Genomic DNA, 25,043 nt, shown 5'->3' with positions numbered 1-25,043 from the left:
TAGCCAAAATCCGGGAAGGGAACTTAAGTCATGTCTACTCCGTCGGTCGCAAATAATGCCTATCAGATGGCCGCCAAGCTGCAGCAGCAGGCACGGGCGATCGAGGACAAGGCAGGCGTCACCGAAGCTGCCGGTCTCGATTTCAGCAAGTTGGTTCATGAGGCTGTCGGCGGTGTTGTCGACAAGGGCCGTGTGGCCGACGACAAGGCCGTCGGTCTGGTGGAAGGCAAGGCGGATGTGGTCGATGTGGTCACCGCGATCGCCGAAACCGAAGTCGCGCTGGAAACGATGGTCGCCGTTCGCGACAGGGTGATCTCCGCTTATGAAGAAATCATGCGGATGCCGATCTGATATGAAGCGGCAAGGGGGCATCTGATGACCGCCGGTGAAGTTCTCGATCTCGCCCGCGAAGGCGTCTGGACCATGATCCTGGTGGCGGGACCGGTGATGATCATCGGCCTGTTGGTGGGGGTCGTCATTGCCCTGTTCCAAGCTCTGACGCAGATCCAGGAAATGACGCTGGTGTTCGTTCCGAAGATCCTGGCGATCTTCGTGACGATCCTGATCGCGCTGCCCTTCATGAGCCAGGTTCTGGAGGCCTTCATGAGCAGGGTTGCCGAAATGATCCTGACCACCGGTTAGGATGTGACCCTTCATGACCATCCAGCTCGATTATCTGCCGAATGTCGCCGCCATCTTCATGCTGATGTTCGCGCGTCTCGGCACGATGATCATGTTGCTGCCTGCGCTTGGCGAAAGCACGATCCCGACACGGTTCCGTTTGACCATAGCGCTGGCTCTGACGATGGTTCTCTATCCTGTTGGTGCGCCCTTTTACCCGGCCGACCTGACTGCGAACACCTACCGGATGATCGCGCTCCTGTTCGGAGAGCTGGCCATAGGTTTCGGCATCGGCCTTTGCGCGAAGATGATCACGTCCGTCTTGCAGATCGCCGGCATGATCATGGCCAACCAGTCGGGCCTCGCCTTCGCGCTTGGTACGGATTTCGCCAACCAGGGTCAGCAAGGTGCGCTGTTTGGCAACTTTCTGTCGATTCTCGGCATCACCATGGTCTTCGTCAGCGACAGCCACTATCTGGTGATTGCCGCTCTCCACGACAGTTTCACGATCTTTCCGCCTGGGCTGGCGCCGCCGGTAGGCGATTTTTCACAGAACGCGGCGGAAACCGTCGCGCACGTGTTTTCCATCGCGGTGCGCATGAGCGCGCCTTTTCTGGTTGTCGGTCTGGTTTTCTATTTCGGCCTTGGCCTGCTCAACAAGCTGATGCCGCAGATGCAGATCTTCTTCATCGCCATGCCGGTGAATATCGCGATCGGGCTTTTCATGCTTATGGCGCTCATCTCGACCCTGATGATGTTCTATCTGGATCATTTTCAGGAATCGCTCGGCAAGTTCATCGTGGGGTAGCGCTGCAGAATGGCTGACGATACCGACGACTCAGAAAAAACAGAGGACCCCACGCACAAGCGCCTGAAAGAGGCGCATGACAAGGGGGACGTACCGAAATCTCAGGAAGTCAGCACCTGGTTCACACTGGCCGGCGCGACGCTGATGATCGCCATTTTCGCACCCAGCACGGCCGTGTCCCTGGGCGAGATGATGAAAGGCTACATGGAGCATGCCCACCAGATTGCCGTGGACGGTTATGCGCTGAAGGCCCTGTGGCGAGACACTGGACAGTCCGTCGCCCTCATCGTTGGTGTTCCGCTGCTGGCGCTGGTGGTCATGGCGGTGGCGGGCAATCTGGTGCAGCACCAGCCGCTGCTGACGGCGGAAACGATCAAGCCGAAACTGTCCAAGGTCTCGCCGGCATCCGGATTCAAACGTCTGTTTTCGGCGGATAGTCTGGTAAACTTCGCCAAGGGGATGGTGAAGATCTCCATTGTCGGCGCCATCATGGTGGCGGTGATGTGGCCGCACCGCGATGAAGCGGAAGTCATGGTGTTCGCTGATACGAGCATCATTCTGGAGGAGGCGCGGGTTCTGATCCTGCAGCTTCTGGCCGCCGTGCTGGCGGTGATGACCGTCGTCGCCGGAGCCGACTTCATCTATCAGCGCAACAAATGGTTCAACAAGCAGAAGATGTCGCTGCGTGAGGTCAAGGAAGAATACAAGCAGACCGAAGGCGATCCGCAGATCAAGGGCAAGATCCGTCAGCTGCGCATGGAACGCTCGCGCAAGCGCATGATGTCTGCCGTACCGCAGGCGACGGTGGTCGTGACCAACCCGACGCACTATGCTGTGGCGCTGAAATACGAAGAGGGCATGGGCGCACCGCTCTGCCTTGCCAAGGGAACGGACGCGGTTGCGCTGAAGATTCGAGAAGTCGCCAAGGAGAGCGACATTCCGGTCATCGAAAATCCACCGCTGGCCCGGGCGCTTTATGCGACAGTCGAAATTGATCAGGAAGTTCCCGAGGAACACTACAAGGCGGTCGCCGAAGTCATCGGCTTCGTCTTCCGCATGCGCAAGCGCGCATCCTGGCGCGCCAACTAAGTTGCTCTCAAGGATAGCGGGATGAAAAAGTCCGCTGCAAACAGGTGAATTTCAACAGGACTTGGTCGCATATCAGTTGAAATCGGCTATTAAGCACAGAATGCTTATGTACGGCCCCTTCATGAACCGAATCGGGCCCGGGAGACAGGATTGATGAGTGACATGGACGGGGCGCCGAGCGGACCGATGATCAGCCGCCCGGAACGTTCCGGTAATATAGGCCTTCTCATAGGCCTCGCACTGCTGCTCGTCGGCGCTGCTGCTGCCTTTGCGGTCATGGACCGCGAAGTGGCGCAGCCGTTTATTCTTGCGCTGCTCGGCATTCTGGCCGTTGTGGGCGTATTCTGCCTGTTTGCCGGGGCTATCGGCTTTCTGCGCCTGTCCGCTCGCCCGGGCGAAGCCAACCCTTTGGCGTCCGCTTTTGTCGATACGCTTGAGGACGGGGCTCTCATCACCGATCTGGACGGCAGGCTCGTTTATGCCAACAAGGCGTATGCAGACCTGACCGGAGCTGAAACCGCTGCCGATATCCGTGTGGTCGAGCGGGTGTTCTCGTCCGATCCAGATGCCGCAGATGCCATTTTCAGGCTGTCTCAGGCCATGCGCGACAGCCGCAGGGCACAGGAAGAAATCCGCATGCCGTTTCCGCTTGGCCGGGCAGACGGTGCTGCACGCTGGTACCGGGTGTCGATACGCCCGCTGCAAGTGCCCAAGGAACGCGGCGGCGGCAAGCCGATGGCGGTCTGGCAGCTTGCCGACATCACCCGCGACCGGGCCGAACAGGAAAATTCATTTCAGGAACTGCAGCGCGTCATCAACTTCCTGGATCACGCTCCTGCCGGGTTTTTCTCCTGTGATGCGGAAGGCCGCATCGTTTATCTGAACGCGACGCTGGCAGACTGGCTCGGGTACGATCTCGCCCAGTTCGACGCAGGCGATCTGGATCTGTCCAGCATCGTGCGCGGTGACGGCACGGAGCTGATCCGCTCGATCAAGGGGCAGGCCGGCGAGGTCAAGAGTGAAACCTTTGATCTCGATTTCGTCACGCGCAACGGCCGCGGACTGCCTGTGCGTCTGCTGCACCGTGTGCCCTTCGGCGAGAACGGTCAGCCGGGCGACAGCCGGACACTGGTGCTCAACCGGTCGCGCGGCGAGGAAGCGTCCGAGGCGCTGCGGGCGGCAGAGGTTCGCTTTGCCCGCTTCTTCAACAACACGCCGATCGCCATTGCATCGCTCGACAAGGAAGGCCGGGTTCTGAGAACCAATGCGCCGTTCCTGAAGCTGTTCGGTGCGGTCGATAGCGATGACGAATCTCCCAAGCTCGAGGCCTATGTGGCCGAGAGCGGGCGCCGGGAATTGGCAAAGTCTCTGCAGGCTGCTGCGAACGGGATCGGCGAGATTGCCCCGATCGACATTCCGCTGGTCGAGGGCAATGATCCGCGTTCGGCAACCTTCTACGTCTCCGCAGTGCAGGAAGGCGAGGGCGATGGGGAAGCGGCCATTGTCTATGCGCTGGAGACCACGCAGCAGCGGGCGCTGGAAGCCCAGTTTGCCCAGAGTCAGAAGATGCAGGCGATCGGGCAGCTTGCCGGCGGTGTCGCCCATGATTTCAACAACGTCCTGACTGCGATCATCGGGTTCTCCGACCTCCTGCTGGCCAGCCACAGGCCGACCGATCCGTCCTTCCAGGACATCATGAACATCAAGCAGAACGCCAACCGCGCTGCCGGCCTGGTGCGGCAGCTTCTGGCCTTCTCGCGCCGTCAGACGTTGCGCCCGCAGCAACTGGAGCTGAACGACGTTCTGGCGGATCTCTCCATCCTGCTCGACCGCCTGCTGGGCGAGAAGGTGGAACTGAAGGTGATCCATGGCCGCGACCTTTGGCCGGTCATGGCCGATCTCAACCAGTTGGAGCAGGTGATCGTCAACCTGGCGGTGAATGCGGGCGACGCCATGGCCGACGGCGGCCGGCTGACCATCCGCACGCGCAATGTCAGCGAAGCCGAAAGCACCCAGTTCGACAACATCCGTGGCATGCCTCCGGGCGAATACACACTGGTCGAGGTGGACGACACCGGCCATGGCATCCCGCCCGACGTGATGGAGAAGATCTTCGATCCGTTCTTCTCCACCAAGGAAGTCGGCAAGGGCACGGGCCTCGGACTGTCAACGGTGTACGGCATCGTCAAGCAGACCGGCGGGTTCATCTTCTGTACCTCCGAAGTTGATGTGGGCACCAAGTTCCGCCTGTTCCTGCCGCGCCACATTCCGAAGGTGGTGGAAAAGAAGAAGCCGGAGCCCAAGGAAGCCGAACCGGAAAAGGTCAAGGATCTGACCGGTTCCGCGTCGATCCTGCTGGTGGAAGACGAGGAGGCTGTGCGCGCCTTCGGTGCCCGTGCGCTCGCATCTCGCGGCTACACGGTCTACGAGGCTGGCTCGGGCAACGAGGCGCTGGAGGTCATGGAAGAGACCGACGGCAAGATCGATCTCGTCGTTTCCGATGTGGTCATGCCGGAAATGGACGGTCCGTCGCTCTTGGTCGAGTTGCGCAAGACGCGTCCGGACCTGAAGATCATCTTCGTATCCGGTTACGCCGAGGACGCGTTCGAAGAGAACCTGCCACCGGGCGAACAGTTCTTCTTCCTGCCCAAGCCCTTCACGCTGAAGCAGCTGGCGACGACCGTAAAGGATGTCTTGAACGGATAGGCCGACCTGGTCCAGACTTGCCTCAACACCATCCGTTCGAGGCAAGAGGTCCATGCAGCTTCCAGATTTCATCCGAAAGTTTCCCGCTCTCGATGTTCCCTTCCCCGAGGACGTTGTCAGATCCTACGCAGTGCGCTCGGACGCCGGGCTGGTCGTTTTTTTCGATTTCGTGAAGGACATGGTCCTGCCTCCGCATTCGCATCTGGCGCAATGGGGCACTGTCCTGAGCGGCGAGATCGAATTTACCATCGCTGGTGAAACCAGGACGATGGGGCCGGGCGCTATCTACGACATTCCCAGCGGGGCGGAGCACAGTGCGGTCATCAAGGCCGGAACCAAGGTGATCGATGTCTTCGAGGAGCCTGACCGCTATCCGGTCAAGGGATAGCACTTGATACAGGCTCTGGGCGTTGCCGCCTGCCACTGCGTTGCGCCGGTTCAGCTCTGACGGCATTCGGGTGAGGATTGCAGTTACCCTTCCATCCCGAATGCGCTAGAGGAAGGGCACGAAAGGCTGTCTGCGACGAAAAGGGCTGACACGTTGACCGCACATCATGCATCTGGTGAAGGCGCTCCGGGCAAAGATGGAACAGCTTTCGACCAGGAGGCATCCTGGCGGCGGCTGATATCCGTCTTTGGCAGCATTGGTCTGCTGTCTTTCGGCGGTCCGGCTGCACAGATCGCGCTGATGCACCGCAAGCTGGTTGATGAGACCGGCTGGCTTTCGGAAAAAAGCTACGTCAACGCTCTCGGGTTCTGCATGTTGCTGCCAGGTCCGGAGGCCATGCAATTGGCGACTTACTGTGGCTGGAAACTGCGCGGCGTTGCCGGTGGCCTGCTGGCGGGCCTTCTGTTTGTCGTTCCCGGCGCCCTCGCAATTTTCGCGCTTGCCGCGGTTTACGGAACCTTCGGCAATGTTCCGCTGGTCAATCAGCTGTTTCTGGGTATCAAGGCAGCCGTCCTGATCGTGGTTCTGGAGGCGCTGCTACGCCTGTCAAAACGTGCGCTCACCATCAGGCGGCAATGGGTCATTGCGGCGCTCGCCTTTGTCGGGATTTATTTCCTCGCCCTGCCGTTTCCGCTGATAGTTCTGGTTGCCGGGCTTTACGGCGCGGCGTTTAGCGGTCTGCAGACCGCAAGCCAGACCGAAACCAGCGTTACCGTCGCCAGGCCGGTTGTGAAGACGCTCCGGACGGTGTGTCTTTGGCTCTTCATCTGGATCGCGCCGCTGGCGCTGCTGGATCTGGCTGGCAGCGTCCCCTTGCTGGCGGATATCGGCTGGTTCTTTTCAAAGCTCGCTGTCGTCACCTTTGGCGGCGCTTATGCGGTGCTCGCCTATATGGCCCAGGACGTTGTCGCCATTCACGGCTGGCTGAGCGCAGGCGAGATGATGGACGGGCTGGGCCTGGCGGAAACAACACCTGGCCCGCTCATTCTGGTGACCCAGTTCGTCGGCTTTCTGGCTGCCTTTCACGAGGGAGGGCTCCTGCTTGGCCTGGCTGGGGGGCTGGTTGCGCTGTGGGCGACCTTTGCTCCCTGCTTTCTCTGGATCTTTGCCGGAGCGCCCTACATCGAGTGGATCTCGGCGCAGCCGAGGCTCAAGTCGGCACTGTCGGCCATCGTCGCGGCAGTGGTCGGCGTCGTGCTCAACCTGTCGGTCTGGTTTGCGCTGCATGTCTTCTTCGAAGAGGTCACGGCCACAAAGTGGAGTGTCGTGACACTCTGGGTCCCTGACGTCGCCAGCCTCGACTGGCGTGTGCCGGTGCTGGCGGCGCTGTGTGGTCTGATGCTTCTGCGGTTCCACGTGGGTCTGGTCTGGGTGCTGCTGACGTCGGCGCTTGGCGGAGTGTTGTTGTCACAAATCGGGTGAAGGGCCTTGCCCGGTACCGGCTCACCAGCCAGCGTTGAGAAAATAGTTGGCATAGACAAATGGCCAGACGGCAAGGCAAAGGGCGAGCTTTCGCTTGTCGCTGAGACGGGCGCCGACGAGCCGGGACAGCGACCAGGAAATGAAGGCGACAAGGACAAACCTGGGTAGTCGCGCCGCTGGAGAGACAAGAAAAAGCGTTTGAGCGGGAACCGAGGCGTACCCCGCTTCGGCCGAAAGAACCTTGTAGGGGATACCGCTGAAGGCGCCACCGAGCAGTCCCTCGAACAGGCCTGCCTGCAAAAGTTGCCCGGCCATTTCAAAGGTTGATCCGGAAATCCCGGGCACAAGCAGCAGGACCTGCAACGTCTCTTCGGGAAAGTGCTGTGCGCAGGTCCAGACAATGAGGCCGCCGAAGGCAGCCGCGAAAGATGCCACAAGTGCCGCCATCATGGCCTTGCCCAGGGAGCGAAGCGCGATGATGCTCAAAAGTGCGTCAGGAGCGATGAAGAACAGCGTCGCCTCGACAAAGCTCCAGAGCGCCACCAGATAGAAAAGCGCCAGCGTACTACTCCCAGGACGCAAAGGTCTTTTCCGTCGAGAGCGCGTTAAAGCGCTCCTTCAGCTCGGTCATAAAATGAGTCCGGTCCTCGTTCCAAGTTATTGGTTCCCCGACGAAAATATCGCAGAAGAACGGTACCAGCAGAAACGATCCCTTCGGCAAGGCCTTGCCTAGGCCGTGGGTGAAAACGGGCACGACCGGTGCTTCCGGAAACCGTTCAGCAAGAAAGGAAACACCTTTCTTGAGATCCGTCATCTGTTCCGGTTCACCGCGCGATCCTTCCGGAAACAGGATCAGAACCTTGCCCTGACGCAGGACCTCGTAGCAGCCTTCCAGCGGGTCGATATTTTTCTCCTTGCGGCCACGCTCCACGGGGATGATGCCGAGAACATGTTCCGACATCCAGGCCTTCAGCGGGGTTGAGAAAAAGTAGTCGGCCGCGGCAACCGGCTTGATGTCCTTCAGCTTCGACAGTGGCATCAAGGCCATCAGCACCATGGTGTCGAGATGACTGTTGTGATTGGCAACGATGATGGCCGGACCGCTCGCCGGCAGCAGTTCCTTGCGGCGCACGTTCAGCCCGAGCAGGAACAGGACGGCGATCTTGACGAAGATGTAGAAGATCTTCTGGAGCATCAACGGAGGTTCCCAGCCTTGGTCTTTCCAGGAACGCCAAGGCCCTTTTTCGTCATCCCGGCCAAGCGTAGCGCGAGCCGGGATCGGGGAGCCGAGGGCCTCTGCAAATTGAACGAAAACAGTCTCGACGCTTTGGCTCGCCGGCCCCGGATCTCCGCTTCGCTACGTCCGGGGTGACGATGGAGGAGGGAGTGACTGCGGTGACGATGAGGCGAGTGCGTGCGCAGAGTGGGAACGGTCATCCTGACATCCCCCTTCAGTAATAGAAATAGCGGGTGAAGTGGAAGAACAGCGGCGCAGTGTAGGTCAGGCTGTCGATGCGGTCGAGAATGCCGCCATGACCGGGGATCAGGCTGCCGGTGTCCTTGACGCCGAGATCACGCTTCAGGGCGGACACGGTGACATCACCGACAAAGCCGGCCACAGGGATCAGCAAGCCTGCGGCGGCGGCGTGGATCATGTCGAAGGGTGTCACCAGCGGCGCCGTCAACAAGGCAAGCACGAAGGTCGTTGCAACACCGCCCAGGAAGCCTTCCCAGGTCTTGTTGGGGCTGACGCCCGGAATGATCTTGTGGCGGCCGAACAGTTTGCCCCAGGTGTATTGGGCAACATCGTTGAACTGTGTCAGGAACAGGAGGAACAACAACAGGCCCGGTCCGCCGGTGCTGTTGGCCTCGGTCGCCGGCAGGATCAGGAGGAAGGCGGCATGGCTGATGGAGAAGACGCACAGCATCAGGCCCCAGTTGAGGGTGCCGACGGCCCGCAGGAAGCCCTCGGTCTGCTGGGTGAGCAGGCTGACGAAGGGCAGGAACAGGAACATGTAGACCGGGATGAACACGGCAAACATGCCGTAGTAGCTGTCGTAGACCCAGAAATACTGGACGGGGATTGACAGATAGGCCCAGAACAGCACCCGCCTGTCTGCCCGGCGGGTCGGGATCATCGAGAAGTACTCCTTCAGCGCCAGGAAGCTGATCAGGGCAAAGACGATGATTGAGACCGTGTTGCTGACAAGAAACGAAACCGTGAAGATCGCCACCATCACCCACCAGCTGACGGTGCGCTGAACCAGCTCGCTCATGTTCTTGGCGGAGCGTTTCGAAATCAGGAAAACGATCACGCTGGCGAGGCAAAGAACGCCCCAGATGCCGATCAGCGCCCAATGGATGGTCAGGAGGTTCATGCGGGTTGTTTCTCCCTGATTGCCGCCCTGGCGCGGTTGAAGATGGTGATAGCGGACAGCGCCAGCCCGGCACCGAAGAGGATCTGGTAGAGGAAGGGCGCGGTCAGCCCGAAGGCTATCAGGAAACCGCAAAGACCGAAAAGCGCCGCCCGGTCGCTCTTGCCGAAGGGGCCGTCATAGCGGCGGCTTGCGCCGATCTGTACTGCGATCACGCCGGTCATTTCCCCGATGATGGCAAGCACCACAAGGGCGACGACGATAGGGCCATTGACGAAGGGCAAAAGCGCGAAGGGCAGGTAGAGTGCAGCGTCGGACAGAACATCGCCCAGTTCGTTGAGCACCGCACCAAGGTCGGATTTCTGATCGTGCTCCCGCGCCAGCATGCCGTCGATCGCATTGAGGCCCATGCGGATGAACAGAACCACCGGCAGCAAGATCAAGGGCAGAACGGCGCCCGGAAAAAGCCAGAGCAGCACGCCTTCGGCAATCGACAGGCCAAGAGCGGTCAGAGTTACCTGATTGGCCGTCACCCCGTTTGCGGCAAGCGATCTGCAAATTGGGCGAAGCAGGTCCTGAAACCGGGACTTCAACTGGTAAATTGTTGGCATTCAAAAACTTTCCCGACTAATTTTCGGGAAAGATATAGGCATAAAGCACAGGGTGCACGCTGGAATTTCAATTGCCTGCTGTCACTTCCTGACAGAATTGCGCTGCAGAAGGCGTTTCAGGTGCTCGGTGACTTTTTCCGGCTCTTCCAGCGGTGTCAGGTGGCCGCTGTGCTCCAGAACAACAAGATCCGCTTCCTGAATGAGACCAGCCATGTCCCGGTGCAATTCCGGCGGTGTCAGTTGGTCGTGACGGCCGCAAAGCACAAGCGACGGACAGGCAATGCCGGAGAGCGAGGCGCGGCTGTCGGGGCGGGCGATGTGGGTTTGGCGGATGAAGACCTCCGGACCGAGCCGTTCGGTCATCGCCCGTACCCGGTCGATCAAATCGGTATTGTTCTGATTTTCCGGCGCCAGATAAGACTGGGCCAGTTTCCTGCCGAAGCCGTGGAACCGGCCGGGTTTCGCAGCCTGGACAATCAGCTGTTCGCGCTCCGCTGCCCGTTCGGGAGTGTCAGGCAACATGGTGGTGTCGAGCAGGGCCAGATGGGTGACCCGTTCCGGTGCACGGCGCAGGATCTCCTGGGCAACGATGCCGCCGAGGGAAAATCCTGCAAGCGCGAAGCGGTCCTCGCTGGTTGCCAGAACCATTTCCGCCAGGACAGCCAGCGACTTTCCACGCGTGATATCGGCAACCCGCGGCCGGGCGACGCCAACAAGCCCGGAGATCTGCTCGCGCCACAGGTCCGCGTCGTTCAGGAGACCCGGGATCAGGACGATCTGCGGCATGTTCATGCATCGGTCTCCTGCGCGGAGGAGAGGATTGTCCGGGCACGGATGCGGACCGGCTCGTCGACCATTGCCCCATCGACATTGGCTGCTCCGTCACCGGAGGCGAGAACACGTCTGGCCCACTCGATTTCGGCGAGGGTCGGGGCGAAAGCGCGTTTGATCTCGGCGATCTGTTTCGGGTGAATGCAGAGTTTGCCGGTCATGCCGAGATCCCGCGCATGGGACGCCTCCTCGAACGTCTGTTCAGGATGGTCGAGCTGGGCTGTGACGCCGTCAATCGGGGCTGCGATGCCGGCAAGCCGGGACGCCAGAACCAGTTCGAAGCGTGCCGGAAGGAGAACCTCCTTCAGGTGTGCGCAGCCGAGGTCGGCGCAGTAATCGATTGACCCGAATGCCAGCCGCACCACTCCTTCTGTGCGGGCGAGGACCCGGGCATTGGCAAGCCCGGCAGCGCTTTCAACGAGTGCAATAACGGGGATCGCGCCACCAAGGGCAGCGTGCAGAGAGGAGACCTGCTGAGGGTCTTCCGCCTTCGGCAAAATGACGGCATCGGGTGTCAGCCGTTGAAGGGCCGCGACATCTTCCTGATGCCAGGCGGACCCAACCGCGTTGATCCGGAAGATGACCGGTTTTCCGGTGAAGACAGTCGTCAGGTTGGCGCGGGCGGCGTCTTTTTCCGCAGCCGGAACCGCGTCTTCCAGATCGAGGATGATGGCGTCGGCTTCAGTCGCGGAAGCCTTGGCAAACCTGTCTGGCCTGTTTGCCGGCACGAACAGAGGTGTCCTGACTGCCGTTACCATGCCGCTGTCGCCTCCATGGCGAGCGGGCCGCCAAGCTGTGCCGTCCAGAGTTTCATGGTTTCGCCTTCCGTTTGCGCATTCACCGTGAAATCCGCTGTGTCGAATATGGTCGAGAGGCTGCGAAACCGGAAGGTTCTCGGCGCGCTTCCTTTCAGATCTGCGGCGAACTGGCAGAGCAGCGTTGCCTGCAAGGGGCCGTGCACAATGAGGCCGGGATAGCTTTCGACATCGCGGACATAGTCCTTGTCGTAATGGATCCTGTGGCCGTTGAAAGTCATGGCCGAATAGCGGAAGAGATACGCTGCCGATGGTGTGATCTGCATGACGTGTGCGCCAACGGCGGCCGCTTCGGGCGATTGCTTCGTGGCGACCTGGCCTTGTGCCTCGCGGTAGACGATGTCCTGGCGTTCGCTCAGCACAGGTTGGCCATCTGACGTGACCTCATGGTTGACCGTGACGAAACAGAGCGGGCCGGTGCGACCCTGTTTCAAGACCACTTCCTTGACGGTCGACACCCGTCTGACCTCTTCACCGATGCGGATGCCACCGTGGAAGGTGAACTCGCCGCCAGCCCACATGCGGCGGGGCAGGGGCACGGGTGGCAGGAACCCGCCGCGGGCGGCATGGCCGTCCGGCCCAAGACCAGCCGTCGGGGCCGTGGGCTGGGCAAGGCAGAAATGGATCAGCAGCGGGGCGACGTCGCCTGGGCTCTCGCCGGACGTCCTGTCAAAGGTCGCGTTGAACTGGCGCACCAGTGTGGGGCTCAGGACTTCGGAGGACCTGTCCTCGCGCCCAATCCAGCCGCGCAGATGGTCGATGTCGAGTTCCATGGTCATGCCTCCAGGGGCTTCAGGGCCGGGATCGGGCCGTAAGTCCGCGGCGCGCTGGAAAAGATCGCAGCGGGGGCAGGGAAGGAGACAGGGCCGTTCGGGCTGTCTACGGTGATCCGCCTGAGGTGCGGATGGGTCGACAGGCCTTCCATGTCGTTGACCGAGGCCAATGCGATATTGGCATTCGTCAGCAGCCTGACGGCGGTTTCGGCGTCAACTTTCGCAAAGGCTTCGGCAACCGCGGCATCCGTTTCCTTGCGGTTGTTCACCCGCACCACGTTGGTTGCAAACCGGGGATCGGTGCCGAGTTCGGGTTTTCCGATAAAGTCGCTGCAAAGGGTTCGCCATTCCCGGTCGCTCTGAATGGCTATCAGGATTGCCGGGCCTTCCTTCGGCTGAAAGACGCCGTAAGGCGCAATCGAAGGATGGGCGAGGCCGACCCGCTGCGGGCTCTTGCCGCCTTCATGATTGAGAAGGGGGACGGTCAGCCAGTCGGCCAGAACATCGAACATGGAAACCGAGATCTGCGTGCCCTTGCCGGTGATCCCACGCTGGATCAACGCTTCCAGAATGGCGGTATAGGCTGTTGCTCCGGTGGCGATGTCGACAAGGGAGATGCCGACACGCGCGGGTTCGTTCGGCCCGCCGGTGATCGAACACAGGCCGGTTTCGGCCTGGATCAGCAGATCGTAGGCCTTGCGGTTGGCCATCGGCCCGGTTTCGCCGAAGCCGCTGATGGAGCAGGTGATAAGGCGCGGATAATCCAGCACCAGCCTGTCCGGGTCAAAGCCGAGACGGGCCAAGGCGCCAGGCTTGAGGTTCTGGATCAGGACATCGGCGTCTGTGATCAGGTGCGCCAGCTTTTCCTTGCCCTTGTCGGAACCAAGATCCAGCGTGATGCTGTCCTTGCCCCGGTTCAGCCAGACGAAATAGCTCGACTGACCTTTGGCAACATCGTCATAGCCACGGGCAAAGTCGCCCTCCGGCCGTTCGATCTTGGTAACAGTGGCCCCGGCATCGGCAAGCCGGGACGTGGCATATGGGGCGGCGACCGCCTGTTCAATGGCAACGACCTTCAATCCTTCCAGCGGCAACACCATCAGAACGACCTCGGCAGGCCAAGCACATGCTCGGCGACATAAGACAGAATGAGGTTGGTGGAGATCGGCGCAACCTGGTAAAGGCGCGTTTCGCGGAACTTGCGCTCGACGTCATATTCGCAGGCAAAGCCAAAACCACCATGAAACTGGATGCAGGCATTGGCCGCTTCCCAGCTTGCCTTTGCGGCCAGATATTTGGCCATGTTGGCTTCCGCGCCGCAGGGAGCGTCGGCATCAAACAGACTACAGGCCCTGTAGCGCATCAGATTGGCTGCTTCGACTTCGATGAAAGCTTCGGCAATCGGGAATTGAACGCCCTGGTTCTGGCCAATCGGGCGACCGAAGACTTCGCGTTCGCGCACATAGTCGGTTACCTTGTCGGTGAACCAGTAACCGTCGCCGATGCATTCAGCGGCAATCAGCGTGCGTTCGGCGTTGAGGCCGGTGAGGATGTATTTGAAGCCCTTGCCTTCCTCGCCGATCAGGTTCTCTGCCGGGATTTCCAGATTGTCGAAGAAGAGCTCGTTGGTCTCGTGGTTGACCATGTTCAGGATCGGGCGCACCTCCATGCCCGATTTCATCGCTTCCCGGATATCGACCAGGAAAATCGACAGGCCTTCCGACTTCTTCTTTACATCGGCAAGCGGTGTTGTACGCGCCAAGAGGATCATCAGGTCGGAGTGCTGCACACGGCTGATCCAGACCTTCTGGCCGTTGACGACGTAGCGATCGCCCTTCCTCACGGCAGTGGTCTTGATCCTGGTGGTGTCCGTGCCGGTGGTCGGTTCCGTCACCCCCATGGACTGCAGACGCAATTCGCCACTGGCAATCTTCGGCAGATATGTCCGGCGCTGTTCCTCCGAGCCGTGCCGCACGAGCGTGTTCATGTTGTACATCTGGCCGTGGCAAGCGCCGGAATTGCCGCCCGCGCGGTTGATTTCTTCCATGATCACCGAGGCTTCGGTGAGCCCTAGGCCGGAACCGCCATAGTCTTCCGGGATCAGCGCCGCCATCCAGCCTTCACGCGTCAGGGCGTCGACGAACTCTTCCGGATAGGCACGGGCTTCATCGATCTTGCGGTGATATTCGGCGGGAAACTGGGCACACAAGGCGCGGATACCGTCGCGAATGTCCTGGTAACTGTCTGCTTGGCTGGTCATGTCGGCTTTTCGTCTGGCGTGTTCGGTGAGCGCAGTTAAGCCGCTGAAGTGATATTGAACAAATATATGTTTTGGATAGTTATCATATAAATTTTATATGTTAGTTTGCGGACATGGACATTCGTCAGCTCCGTTATTTTCAGGAAATTGTCGCGCAAGGTTCGCTCACACGGGCCGCCGAAAGCCTTCATGTGGCGCAGCCGGCCTTGTCGCTGCACCTGAAGAACATGGAAGAGCAACTGGGCACCAAGTTGTTGACGCGCAGCCGGTCCGGTGTGACGCCAACGGAAGCCGGTGAATTGCTTTTGCAACGGTCGCGCAGCATCCTGGACGATCTGGCGCGCACAGAAGACGATATCCGCAATCTGGAATCCGATCCGTCCGGCATCGTTCGCATCGGCCTTCCGGGAACGATCAGCGCGATGGTGTCCCTGCCGCTGATCCTGGCGGCTCGCGAACGCTATCCCAGGATCACGCTGAACATCACAGAGGCCATGAGTGGATTTGTCCGCGACTGGCTCAGCGACGGCAAGATCGACCTGGCAGTTCTCTACAGCCGCTCGAAAGATCAGCGCATCCGGTCCGAGCTGCTGCTGGAGGAGGAGCTGGTGGTGCTGTGGCCCGGTGATGCTGCATGCCCGCAGGAAATGAGCCTCGCCAGTCTCGACAAGGTACCGATGGTACTGCCGAGTGGCGTTCATGGGTTGCGGGTACTGATCGACCGGACGTTCCATGCGCTGGGCTTTGCACCTGACATCGCGATGGAAATCGACTCCTTCAACAACATAAAACGTCTGGTCGCTGCCGGTTTCGGTCCGTCGATCCTGCCGCTTTATGCCGTGACCGAGGAAGTGGCGGCGGGTGCCCTTTGTGTGAGCCGTATTGCGGCACCTGGCCTTTGGCGCGGGGCCCATCTGATGTCTCCCGCCGGGCGGCCCGCCACACGGGCGCTTGAAGCCGTGCATGCTTTGCTGCGCGATGTCATTCTGGATCTGCGCGACAAGGGTGCCTGGGCTGCCTCACGACCGCCGCTGTGCCTCGTGCCACCGGGTTGATGCAGAGGCCTCCCGCGGTTTTTGTGCTGCAGTCACACGGCTGATGTCGGGCCACAATGCCTGTTTCGTCAGGCGAGCGACCACTTCACGATCCGCCCGGCAAGTGCTGCCTGTCCGGAACCAAACGCGGAGCACTATCGTTTACCCGAGACTGCCGTATGGTGGTTGCGCAAGCAGTCTGTCGATCCGCGGCAGGGCTTCCCCCTTTTCAGGAGAACCTACTGACGATGATCGACGCTGTCCTGCTGACCTCACCCCGCATTTCCACATTTGATGACCAGACCTATCTGACGAATGCCAGCAGCTTCTTCTTCGAGCGTGACGAAAGACTGTTTCTTGTCACCAGCCGTCATGTCATGGTGGATGAGGCAAGCGGGCACCATCCGTCCCGGATCGAAATCGAGGTGCACAACGATCCCGAAAACCTTGCCAGGTCGATTGGCTTTTCGATCCCGCTTTTCCGGGATGGCAAGAGCCTCTGGCGTCAGGGAGGGGATACGGCGGGAGATATCGATGTGGCCGTGATCGAGATAGACCGGCCGGCATTGCCTGGAGATATCCTCTACCGGGCTTTCGGTCCGGAGCACCTGAGCGACCCGCAGGACCATGTGGAAATTGGATCGTCCATCCTGGTTGTCGGATTTCCACTCGGGTTTCATGACACGCTGCATCATATGCCCGTTGTCCGCCATGCGGTCATCGCCTCGTCCTTCGGCTTCCGGTTTCAAGGCATGGGGTATTTCCTGACCGATGCCCGCACCCATCGCGGCACGAGCGGGGCTCCGGTCGTCATGCGCAATCCCGACGGCGCGCCGGGCGACCTGCCGTGGAAACTGCTCGGTGTTCACTCGGCCCGCCTCGACGTCGGTACGCGTGACCTCGTGCTGGATGAAGCGTTGGGCCTCAACTGCGCCTGGTATGCCGATATTCTCATGACCCTGACAGAAGCGTAAGAAGAGGGCGGCCGTCAGGCGGGTTTGAACCTGTAATGTCCGGTAATCTCGAAATCGAACAGCCGATCCTCCAGCTGTGTGCCTGCACCGATATTGTGTACCAGCATCGGCCGAGTACCGTCGGCGGACGCACGATGACTGACGATCGCCATATGCGGCAGGTTGCCGGGTAACATCTGGGAGACGATGTCGCCGGGTTGATAGTCCATTGCGGCTTCCGTAACCGGAAGCGCTGCACCCTGCCGCCTGAAGAATGTCTGCAGGTTGGGCACGCGGCGGTGGTCGATGTTCCGGTCCGGACGCTTGAGACCCCAGATTTTGGGATAGGAGGCAAAATCCGATTTCATGTCCGCGTTGACGGCTGACTGGAGGTCATAGCCGAAGGCGTCACGGTAAGCGCGAACAACCACGTCGGTGCAGACCCCGCGCTCGCGCGGCAGGTCGCCATTGGGAAACGGGAGCGAGACATAGGCCGGATCGTAGATTACGGTAACGCCGATCTGGCTTTCGGCTGCTGTTATCAACTGATCGGCCCAGGCGTCTGGCCTTGCAAACCCGGCTGCCCCTGTCAGGGGTGGTGGTGCTGCGGAGGGGCCGGCAAGGGCCAAATTGACCAGCTGAAAACCGGTTTCCACCCGATACGCCGGCAATGTTTGTGCCGCAAAGACACCACCGGTCGCGAGAACTCCGGAACCGATCAGGAATGTACGCCGCTTCATTCAAACGCTCCCAAAAACCTGAAACCGGAATAGAGACGGAGTGAGACCGGAATGGGGCGATACGGCAATTTCCAGACTTCCCGGGGGAAAAGCAGGAGTCGAATATCGTTGCGGAAGTTGAGCAATTGCGGGCATTTTGTTTTATAAAATTTAATCTGATGAGGCTTTACTGCAGCAAAAGGCGGAAAGTGTTGACGATTTTTAGGAAAATACTGTTAAAATCGACGATATTATTCTGGTTGTCTTGGCTGGTAATGCCCGCCCAAGCCGCACAGGCATCCTTGTCCTATGATCAGTTTTTCCTTCGTCACAGTGCAACGATGATCCTGATCGACCCGGACACCGGAAAAATTCTCGATGCCAACATTGCTGCGGAAAAGTTCTACGGGTTTGATCGGGACACGCTGCGCAGCATGTCCATTCAAAACTTCAACCAGCTGACCCCGGAACAAGTTGAAGCCGAACGCCAGCTTGCCAAGACAGAACACCGCAATTTCTTCATTTTCCGCCACAAACTGGCAGATGGTTCGGTCCGGAGTGTGGAAGTTCATTCGACGCCAGTGGATTACGGGGGCGGGAAGGCGCTGCTTTCGGTGGTGCACGACATCTCGGCAGACCGGGAACGACAGGAAGAGCTATGGCACTACAAGAACCGCCTGGAGGAAATGGTCGACAGCAAGAGCGCGGAACTCTCGTCGGCCTATCATGCCCGGAACCAGTGGATGCTCGGCCTGGTTGGCACGCTGGGTCTGTCGCTTGTCGTCGTCTGTTTTCTGCTGCTTGAACGAAATGGCGCGCATAAGAGGCTGCGGTCCTCGGAGCAACGTCTGCGGGAAATCATCTTCGGCACAAATGTCGGAACCTGGGAATGGAACATTCAGACCGGAGCAGCGGTCTACAATGAACGCTGGGCCGAAATCCTCGGCTACACGCTGGAGGAGCTTGAGCCGGTCAGCACGCAGACATGGCAGAGGCTAACCCACCCGGAAGACGTGGAAGAATCGTCGCAAAAGCTGTCTGAAGTCTTTTCCGGCAAAAAGGAAGCCTATGATTGCGAAATCCGCATGCAGCACAAGGAAGGCAAGTGGGTCTGGGTTCTGGACCGGGGCCGTGTTGTCGAATGGAGCAAGGACGGTCAGCCTCTGCGCATGTCCGGAACCCATGCGGACATAACCCGCCTGAAGAAGACGGAAGAGGAAGTGCGGCGCCTGGCGATGACCGATCACCTGACCGGCCTCTCCAACAGGGCCCATTTCAGTCAGAGCCTTGAGGAAAGCGTTGTCATTGCAGACCGGGAAAACCGCAAGTTCGCGCTGATGATGCTGGACCTGGACACGTTCAAGCCGGTCAACGACAGCCATGGACACCCGGTCGGCGACGCTCTGCTGCAGGCTGTTGCATCCACCATCAAGCGTTGCACGCGTGAAGGTGACGTCGTGACCCGGATTGGCGGAGACGAGTTCGCGGTGATCATCGGCGATTATGCCGAGGAGAAAGACGTACTGGCCTGTGCAGCCCGGATTTGCCGCGAAATCTCAAGGCCGATGGAAATCAAAGGCAAGAAAATCAATATCAGCATCAGCATCGGGGTTTCGTTCTACCCCGACGATGCAGAGGATGCCAAATCGCTGATCACCCATGCCGACCAGGCCATGTATGAGGCCAAAAACAGCGGTGCGAACGTGCTGACCTTTCAAGACTATAGAATGCGCGAGGCGAGCTAGAGAGCCGCAGGGGCCGGGGTGCCGGACTTCTACCCGGGTCCGGCAGATTGTTCCTCGACCTGGAGCCAGCGCGCCAGTTCCGTTTCATAGGGTGAGATATCGCCGATCTTTGCCGCGACCCAGTCCGGATTGTAATAGGTATCGAGATAGCGCTGTCCGCTGTCGCACATCAGCGTGACGATTGAGCCTGTTTCACCCGTCGCGATCATCTGGCGGGCAACCTGCAACGCACCCCACAGATTCGTGCCGGTGGAAGCTCCCGCCTTGCGGCCGATCAGCTTTTCCAGCCAAAGGATGGTTGCGACGCTGGCAGCATCCGGGACCTTGATCATGTTGTCGATGACGTCCGGCAGGAAGGAGTGTTCCACCTTGGGCCGGCCGATGCCCTCGATCCGGCTGGAACAGTTTTCGGTGAGAGTGTAGTTCCCGGTGCGGTAGGCATCGTAGAAGACCGAGTTTTCCGGGTCGACCACGGTGAGGCCGGTATCGTAGCCCCGGTAGCGGATGAACCGGCCAAGCGTTGCCGACGTGCCGCCGGTGCCGGCACTCATCACGAGCATCTTCGGTATGGGATGCGGTTCGCGCTCCATCTGGCTGAAGATGCTTTCGGCGATGTTGTTGTTGCCACGCCAGTCGGTTGCCCGTTCGGCATAGGTGAACTGGTCCATGAAATGACCGCCGAGGCTCGCGGCAAGGTCCACCGCCGCGCCGTGCATTTCAGGCGCCGAACCGACGAAATGCGGTTCGCCCCCATAAATCCGGATCTGTTCGATCTTGCTGTGTGCGGTGCTTTGCGGGACGACGGCAATGAAGGGCACACCGATCATCTGTGCGAAATAGGCTTCCGAAACAGCCGTGCTGCCCGAAGAGGCTTCGATGACGGTCGTGCCTTCGCGGATCTTGCCGTTGCACAGAGCGTAAAGAAACAGCGACCGGGCAAGGCGGTGTTTCAGACTGCCTGTCGGGTGCGTGCTTTCGTCCTTCAGATAGATATCGACGCCGGCACAGCCGAGGCCATGCAGCTTGAACAGATGCGTATCGGCGGACCGGTGCGCATCCGCGTGGATCTTTGCGACAGCATCCCGCACCCAATTGTCCATCAAGGCTCCCCCTATGGTGTTCTGCCAAGAGTGGCGCTAATGCGGTATCCCCGCAATATGGGCGATGAGTTCCAGACTGTTGCGGGCACTGAATTTTTTCATCAGGCGTGCGCGGTGGACCTCGACCGTACGCGGTGACAGCCCGAGCAGACGTGCGATTTCCTTGGTGGTGTTGCCTTCGGCCAGGAGTTTTGCCACCTGGCGTTCACGCAGGCTCATCTCGGCCAGGGGCCGGTCTTCGGAGATGTCGGCAAAGCTCCAGACCGCCCGGGCGAAGGGAGCATCGGGGTTGAGGGACTGGCCGCGCACGCGGCACCAGAACAGATCTCCGGACTTTCGGCGCATAATGCGTTCGTCCCGGTAGCGACCGCTGCCTTTCATCCGTTCCAGCCCGATCTTGCCGATGCGGAGGAATTCTTCCGAAGAGGGGTAAAGGACAGACAGCGAAGCGCCCGACAGTTCCTCCGGCAGGAAACCGAACATATCGGCAAGGCGGGCGTTGCAGCGCCTGATCTGGCGCTCTTCGGTCAAGGCCAGTCCGACAGGCGCATTGTCGAAGGCAAGCGCTGCAAGGTCGTCCATGGGCTCCCCGTTACGTGTTTTGACGGAATTTTCGCTCTAAGGGCTTGAAGAGTATCAGATAGCTGTTCCGCGGGGCCGTTTTTCTGGAAACCATATCTGGCCCGGAAGAAACAGCGGGCCGAAGGGACGAGGGAGGGGCCGGGAGGCGTTAGGCTTGGATGTCGCGAGCAAACAAGGAATTGCGACCGTTGCACTGGCCCAGCCCGGACGAAATAACGGGGGAGAGAGAACAGAATGAATCCGGCAGAATGGTTATACCGGACGGCGGCCCGAAGCCCGCAGAGCCCGGCATTGCTGCAGGGAACCGAGCGCAAGGCGACCTATCTGGAGTTTGCCCGCAGCGCAGGAGCCATCAGCGCAGCGCTTGCCGGACACGGTATCGGCAAGGGGGATCGGGTCGCGCTGTTTGCCTCAAATTCCACCCGGTATCTGGAAGCGCTTTACGGCATCTGGTGGTGCGGCGCCGCAGCCGTGCCGATAAATGCCAAGCTGCACGAGAAAGAAGCTGCCTGGATGGTGGAAAACTCCGGTGCGCGGCTTGTCTTTGCCGACAGAAAGACTGGCCGATTGTTGGCGCCACTTCTGCCGGATGGCGTGCGTCTTGTCTCGCTCGACAGTCCCGAATTCGGCGCCATGTGCCGGACAGCACCGCAAACCTTGCCCGAGCCTCTGGATCCTTCGGACCTCGCCTGGCTGTTCTACACCTCCGGCACCACCGGCAGGCCCAAGGGCGTGATGCTGACTTGCGGCAATCTTGCCTCGATGGCGCTGAGCTATTTTGTCGATGTCGACGACGTCAAACCGCAGGATGCGATCCTTTATGCCGCGCCGATGAGCCATGGCGCGGGGCTCTACAATTTCATGCACGTGATGAAAGGCGCCCGCCACGTCGTGCCGGTCAGCGGCGGGTTCGACGCCGCCGAAATCCTGCAGATCGCGCCTGTGATCGGCTCCATCTCCATGTTCGCTGCGCCCACCATGGTGCGCCGTCTGGTGGATGTCGCCAAGGCTTGCGGAACCACGGGCCGGGGGCTGCGCACCATCGTTTATGCGGGTGGGCCGATGTATGAGGCCGATATCCTGGAAGCTGTCGAGGTGATGGGTGCGCGCTTCGTGCAGATCTACGGCCAGGGCGAATGCCCGATGGGCATCACCGCTCTGCCACGCGCCGAAGTCTGCGATCGCACGCATCCGCGCTGGCGCGAGCGGCTCAATTCCGTCGGCACGGCCCAGTCGGTGGTGCGCGTTGCCATTGTCGACAGCGAAGGCCACGAGCTGCCTCGCGGTGAGGTCGGAGAAATTGCCGCGCGCGGCGACACGGTGATGCAGGGCTACTGGCGGAACGAGGAAGCGACCGCGCAGACCATTCGCGATGGCTGGCTGTGGACGGGAGACGTCGGCCGCATGGATGAGGATGGCTACGTCACGCTGCAGGACCGGTCCAAGGACGTCATCATCTCAGGCGGCTCCAACATCTACCCGCGCGAAGTGGAAGAAGTGCTGCTGACGCATCCGGCTGTGCATGAGGTTGCGGTCATCGGCCGGCAGGACCCCGAATGGGGCGAGGTCGTTGTCGCCTTTGTTGCATGTCACCCGGGCCAGAGCGTGAGCGCGGCAGAGCTGGACACGCTCTGCCTGGACCGGATTGCCCGGTTCAAGCGGCCGAAAAACTACCACTTTCCGGAAACCCTGCCGAAAAACAACTACGGCAAGATCCTGAAAACGGAGTTGAGACAACAGCTTGAAACGGAGGAAACGGCATGACAGATCTCACCGGAAAAACAGCTCTCGTCACGGGTTCTGTGCAGGGCATAGGCCTGGCAATCGCCGAGGCTCTGGCGGGTGCGGGCGCGCGTGTTGGCGTCCACGGTCTGGCGAGCCCGGAGGAGGCGCAAGCGGTGGTGGCCCGGATCAGGGCTGCGGGGGCACCGGATGCCCGGTTCTTTGCCGCCGACATGCGCGACGTGGCCGCAGTCGAGACGATGATGGCTGACGTTGCCGCCTGGGGTGGGCCGGATATCCTGGTCAACAATGCCGGTATCCAGAAGACCGTCAGCTTTGCCGAGGCGGATGTCGCCACCTGGGATGCCATCATCGGCGTCAATCTTTCGGGTGTCTACCACACGATGCGCCTCGCCCTGCCGGCGATGGCGGAACGCGGCTTTGGCCGGGTCGTCAACATTGCCTCGGTGCACGGGCTGGTCGCCTCGGTCAACAAGGCGCCCTACGTGGCCTCGAAATTCGGTGTCGTCGGCATGAGCAAGGTTGCGGCGCTGGAGTATGCGGCAAGTGGTTCAAGAACCTCGGGCGGGGTGACTGTCAATTGTATCGCGCCCGGCTGGACGGAGACCGCAATCATAGAGCCGCAGGTGGCCGCCCGCGCCGCACTTCATGGCGGCGATCGCGACAAGGGTGTTGCCGATCTTCTGGCGGAAAAGCAACCGTCTCACCGCACGTCCGACCCGTCTGAGATCGGTGCTCTGGCGCTTTGGCTGTGCAGCCCGATCGCCCACAACGTAACGGGCGTGACGATCCCGGTTGACGGTGGCTGGACGGCCCAGTGAGACGCGTCGACGCGCAAAACGGAAGACGAGCCCCGGGCCGGGGCTCGTCCTTGTGAAACGCTAAGGGAGATCAGAGATCACCGATGGCTGTTTCGCGGATTTCCGGCCACTTGGCGTAAGCGCCGGCGAGGACTTCGTCCTTCTGCTCCAGGTACTTGTCGAAGATAACGGCATTGACGAAGAGGTACAGTTTGCCGTCGACGATGTCGGCGAACCGGACGTCGCCGTCGAGTTTCTTGCCGACATAGATGCCGAAGGCACAGAAGCCGCCGAATTGCGGCAGGAAGCTTTCCGGCGCAGCGTCGAACTGTTCCTTGGTTTCGGCCGTCGCGAAGTAATAATCGACGCCGTCATGGCTGGAGGTGTGGACAGCGTCCCCTGCGCCCGGCGTTTTGCCAGCGAACATCGACACCGGGTCGATGCCGTGCATGCCGAGCGGGTTGCCATTGAGCGTCAGGCCGTTGGCAACGTTGTATTCATCGGCGGCAAGGGCGGCGGTGGACAGAACAAGGGCTGCGGCCAGGGCCGGAAGGGCAAATTTGAGTTTCATCGGTTTGATCCAGTCTTGGGTTGGGGGAGTCGGTTTGGAGGGGAAGTGCCGGTCAGGCGGAACGGGCGATGCGTTCGACCGCGTCGTCGGTCCACCAGACGCCATTGGCGACCATGCGGAAATTGATGATGGCAGCGAGATACCCGTCGCCCTCGGGCACCTTGGCGCCTGCGGTCGCATCACGAACCACCGCCACTTCGAAGCCGAGTTCCAGCAGTTCATAAAGATGGGCCTGCGTGCACAGGTTTGCGGACATGCCGGCCAGGATCACCTTGTCGATGCCGCGCTTGCGCAGCTGCAGGTTCAGGTCGTTCTGCGCCGGGCTGTAGACCTTGTGCGGCGAGCAGATGACGGTTTCACCGTCCTCGATGTATTTCTTGTACTGCGGCATCCAGTCGGCGCCGGAGCCTTCGAAGTTTTCCAGGGAAAGCGGGCCCGGGCGATCGAACATGCCGATGGAATGCATGGTCTTTTCCAACGTGCCCTCGAACTGCCACTTGTGGTCGTGCGGATAGTAGTAGTGGGGCGAAATGAACACCGGCATCGATGCGGCCTTGGCCGCCTTGAACAGCCGTTCGATGTTGTCGACCGTGCCCTGCTCGGTGACGCTTTCGCCAACGACACCCCAGGTGACGCCATCTTCGGAGAGGAAGTCGATCTGCGGATCGGTGACGACGAGCGCGGTGCGCCCGGCGGCAATTTCCATGTCGATCTGCGGCAGGCCAGGCTTTTCCGGATCGGCATAAAGAGCGCGTGCTTCTTCGGTTGCAGCTGTTGCCGAGCCGGTGGCCATGGCTACGGCTCCTGCCGTTGCCGCGCCTGCAGCACCTGCAAGCAGGCGGCGGCGGGCGTGGTCGACCGTTTCCGGTGTTACGCAGCAACCGCAGGTCTTGTCATGTTCATTGTCCAATTGAAGTCTCCTTTGCTTGGGTTGGACGGGACTTGAGGTGGACAGCGCATCACCTCGAAACGCTGTCAGGTTCGTGGCCTATTTTCCGGTGCCCGAAGGCACGGCTCTCCCGTTCCCGGCAACGGGG

Annotated in this window: 26 protein-coding genes; 12 read left to right on the top strand and 14 right to left on the bottom strand. The window is 60.4% G+C overall.

The genetic code is table 11. From position 1 onward, the window contains the following. Positions 1 to 30: 30 nt before the first annotated feature. From ACYQ54_RS03945 to chrA, 7 genes are all read left to right on the top strand, one after another. Positions 31 to 351 (top strand): flagellar hook-basal body complex protein FliE, encoded by a 321-nt coding sequence (locus tag ACYQ54_RS03945; protein ID WP_460079551.1) that lies wholly within the window; start codon positions 31 to 33, stop codon positions 349 to 351. Positions 352 to 375: 24 nt separating this feature from the next. Further along, the gene (fliQ, locus tag ACYQ54_RS03940) at positions 376 to 642 is read left to right on the top strand and encodes a flagellar biosynthesis protein FliQ (protein WP_460079548.1); all 267 of its coding nucleotides are present in this window, start codon (positions 376 to 378) and stop codon (positions 640 to 642) included. Positions 643 to 655: 13 nt separating this feature from the next. Next, on the top strand, positions 656 to 1,429 hold the full coding sequence (gene fliR / locus ACYQ54_RS03935) for a flagellar biosynthetic protein FliR (protein ID WP_460079546.1): 774 nt from the start codon (positions 656 to 658) through the stop codon (positions 1,427 to 1,429). 9 nt (positions 1,430 to 1,438) lie between these two features. Then, a complete protein-coding gene (flhB, locus tag ACYQ54_RS03930; protein WP_460079544.1) occupies positions 1,439 to 2,518 on the top strand; it encodes a flagellar biosynthesis protein FlhB in 1,080 nt (359 codons plus the stop codon). Between the two features lie 153 nt (positions 2,519 to 2,671). Further along, positions 2,672 to 5,224: a cell cycle histidine kinase CckA gene (gene cckA / locus ACYQ54_RS03925; RefSeq protein WP_460079541.1), complete on the top strand. Its 2,553-nt coding sequence runs from the start codon at positions 2,672 to 2,674 to the stop codon at positions 5,222 to 5,224. Between the two features lie 52 nt (positions 5,225 to 5,276). Continuing rightward, positions 5,277 to 5,612 carry a cupin domain-containing protein gene (locus ACYQ54_RS03920; RefSeq protein ID WP_460079538.1) on the top strand — a complete coding sequence of 112 codons (336 nt, stop codon included), beginning with the start codon at positions 5,277 to 5,279 and terminating at the stop codon, positions 5,610 to 5,612. 153 nt (positions 5,613 to 5,765) lie between these two features. After that, a complete protein-coding gene (gene chrA / locus ACYQ54_RS03915) occupies positions 5,766 to 7,094 on the top strand; it encodes a chromate efflux transporter (RefSeq protein ID WP_460079535.1) in 1,329 nt (442 codons plus the stop codon). Between the two features lie 21 nt (positions 7,095 to 7,115). On the opposite strand, the gene ACYQ54_RS03910 is transcribed toward chrA, so the two are convergent. From ACYQ54_RS03910 to ACYQ54_RS03870, 9 genes are all read right to left on the bottom strand, one after another. Continuing rightward, the gene (locus ACYQ54_RS03910; RefSeq protein WP_460079533.1) at positions 7,116 to 7,676 is read right to left on the bottom strand and encodes a hypothetical protein; all 561 of its coding nucleotides are present in this window, start codon (positions 7,674 to 7,676) and stop codon (positions 7,116 to 7,118) included. Then, positions 7,660 to 8,289, bottom strand: a complete 630-nt coding sequence (locus tag ACYQ54_RS03905) for a lysophospholipid acyltransferase family protein (protein WP_460079531.1) — start codon at positions 8,287 to 8,289, stop codon at positions 7,660 to 7,662. Before ACYQ54_RS03905 ends, ACYQ54_RS03910 begins: the two co-directional genes overlap by 17 nt. Before the next feature lie 256 nt (positions 8,290 to 8,545). Further along, on the bottom strand, positions 8,546 to 9,472 hold the full coding sequence (locus ACYQ54_RS03900) for a phosphatidate cytidylyltransferase (protein WP_460079529.1): 927 nt from the start codon (positions 9,470 to 9,472) through the stop codon (positions 8,546 to 8,548). Beyond that, entirely contained in the window at positions 9,469 to 10,080 is a 612-nt protein-coding gene (locus tag ACYQ54_RS03895) for a CDP-alcohol phosphatidyltransferase family protein (RefSeq protein ID WP_460079527.1), read from the bottom strand. Before ACYQ54_RS03895 ends, ACYQ54_RS03900 begins: the two co-directional genes overlap by 4 nt. A gap of 81 nt (positions 10,081 to 10,161) precedes the next feature. Further along, on the bottom strand, positions 10,162 to 10,872 hold the full coding sequence (locus ACYQ54_RS03890) for an alpha/beta fold hydrolase (RefSeq protein WP_460079524.1): 711 nt from the start codon (positions 10,870 to 10,872) through the stop codon (positions 10,162 to 10,164). Then, complete coding sequence (locus tag ACYQ54_RS03885) at positions 10,869 to 11,669, bottom strand: HpcH/HpaI aldolase/citrate lyase family protein (protein WP_460079521.1); 801 nt, start codon at positions 11,667 to 11,669, stop codon at positions 10,869 to 10,871. The genes ACYQ54_RS03890 and ACYQ54_RS03885 overlap by 4 nt, the downstream gene beginning before the upstream one ends. Continuing rightward, positions 11,663 to 12,499: an HTD2 family dehydratase gene (locus ACYQ54_RS03880; RefSeq protein ID WP_460079519.1), complete on the bottom strand. Its 837-nt coding sequence runs from the start codon at positions 12,497 to 12,499 to the stop codon at positions 11,663 to 11,665. Before ACYQ54_RS03880 ends, ACYQ54_RS03885 begins: the two co-directional genes overlap by 7 nt. A gap of 2 nt (positions 12,500 to 12,501) precedes the next feature. Beyond that, positions 12,502 to 13,596: a CaiB/BaiF CoA transferase family protein gene (locus ACYQ54_RS03875; protein ID WP_460081668.1), complete on the bottom strand. Its 1,095-nt coding sequence runs from the start codon at positions 13,594 to 13,596 to the stop codon at positions 12,502 to 12,504. A 2-nt stretch (positions 13,597 to 13,598) separates the two neighbouring features. Then, positions 13,599 to 14,759, bottom strand: coding sequence for an acyl-CoA dehydrogenase family protein (locus tag ACYQ54_RS03870; RefSeq protein WP_460079516.1), 1,161 nt, complete (start codon positions 14,757 to 14,759; stop codon positions 13,599 to 13,601). A gap of 113 nt (positions 14,760 to 14,872) precedes the next feature. Here ACYQ54_RS03870 and ACYQ54_RS03865 point away from each other — a divergent pair, with 113 nt between their 5' ends. Together ACYQ54_RS03865 and ACYQ54_RS03860 are read left to right on the top strand one after the other, a co-directional pair. Beyond that, positions 14,873 to 15,814 (top strand): LysR family transcriptional regulator, encoded by a 942-nt coding sequence (locus tag ACYQ54_RS03865; protein WP_460079513.1) that lies wholly within the window; start codon positions 14,873 to 14,875, stop codon positions 15,812 to 15,814. A gap of 227 nt (positions 15,815 to 16,041) precedes the next feature. After that, positions 16,042 to 16,767 (top strand): S1 family peptidase, encoded by a 726-nt coding sequence (locus ACYQ54_RS03860; protein WP_460079511.1) that lies wholly within the window; start codon positions 16,042 to 16,044, stop codon positions 16,765 to 16,767. 14 nt (positions 16,768 to 16,781) lie between these two features. Here ACYQ54_RS03860 and ACYQ54_RS03855 read toward each other — a convergent pair whose 3' ends face one another. After that, positions 16,782 to 17,486: a DUF1287 domain-containing protein gene (locus ACYQ54_RS03855; protein WP_460079510.1), complete on the bottom strand. Its 705-nt coding sequence runs from the start codon at positions 17,484 to 17,486 to the stop codon at positions 16,782 to 16,784. A 254-nt stretch (positions 17,487 to 17,740) separates the two neighbouring features. Here ACYQ54_RS03855 and ACYQ54_RS03850 point away from each other — a divergent pair, with 254 nt between their 5' ends. Further along, entirely contained in the window at positions 17,741 to 19,210 is a 1,470-nt protein-coding gene (locus tag ACYQ54_RS03850) for a diguanylate cyclase domain-containing protein (RefSeq protein ID WP_460079508.1), read from the top strand. A 29-nt stretch (positions 19,211 to 19,239) separates the two neighbouring features. On the opposite strand, the gene ACYQ54_RS03845 is transcribed toward ACYQ54_RS03850, so the two are convergent. Together ACYQ54_RS03845 and ACYQ54_RS03840 are read right to left on the bottom strand one after the other, a co-directional pair. After that, on the bottom strand, positions 19,240 to 20,310 hold the full coding sequence (locus ACYQ54_RS03845) for a PLP-dependent cysteine synthase family protein (protein WP_460079507.1): 1,071 nt from the start codon (positions 20,308 to 20,310) through the stop codon (positions 19,240 to 19,242). Between the two features lie 36 nt (positions 20,311 to 20,346). Beyond that, entirely contained in the window at positions 20,347 to 20,892 is a 546-nt protein-coding gene (locus ACYQ54_RS03840; RefSeq protein WP_460079506.1) for a LuxR C-terminal-related transcriptional regulator, read from the bottom strand. Between the two features lie 234 nt (positions 20,893 to 21,126). Here ACYQ54_RS03840 and ACYQ54_RS03835 point away from each other — a divergent pair, with 234 nt between their 5' ends. Then, positions 21,127 to 22,656: a class I adenylate-forming enzyme family protein gene (locus ACYQ54_RS03835; protein ID WP_460079505.1), complete on the top strand. Its 1,530-nt coding sequence runs from the start codon at positions 21,127 to 21,129 to the stop codon at positions 22,654 to 22,656. Further along, complete coding sequence (locus ACYQ54_RS03830; protein WP_460079503.1) at positions 22,653 to 23,456, top strand: SDR family NAD(P)-dependent oxidoreductase; 804 nt, start codon at positions 22,653 to 22,655, stop codon at positions 23,454 to 23,456. The genes ACYQ54_RS03835 and ACYQ54_RS03830 overlap by 4 nt, the downstream gene beginning before the upstream one ends. Before the next feature lie 70 nt (positions 23,457 to 23,526). Here ACYQ54_RS03830 and ACYQ54_RS03825 read toward each other — a convergent pair whose 3' ends face one another. Together ACYQ54_RS03825 and ACYQ54_RS03820 are read right to left on the bottom strand one after the other, a co-directional pair. After that, positions 23,527 to 24,006: a YHS domain-containing (seleno)protein gene (locus tag ACYQ54_RS03825; protein WP_460079501.1), complete on the bottom strand. Its 480-nt coding sequence runs from the start codon at positions 24,004 to 24,006 to the stop codon at positions 23,527 to 23,529. A 52-nt stretch (positions 24,007 to 24,058) separates the two neighbouring features. After that, entirely contained in the window at positions 24,059 to 24,916 is an 858-nt protein-coding gene (locus ACYQ54_RS03820) for a cysteine hydrolase family protein (protein ID WP_460079498.1), read from the bottom strand. Between the last annotated feature and the right edge of the window lie 127 nt (positions 24,917 to 25,043).

Source organism: Roseibium sp. LAB1, from assembly GCF_054658235.1.
Note: the sequence above shows the minus strand (reverse complement) of the source record. Positions and strands in the feature narration are given on the sequence as shown.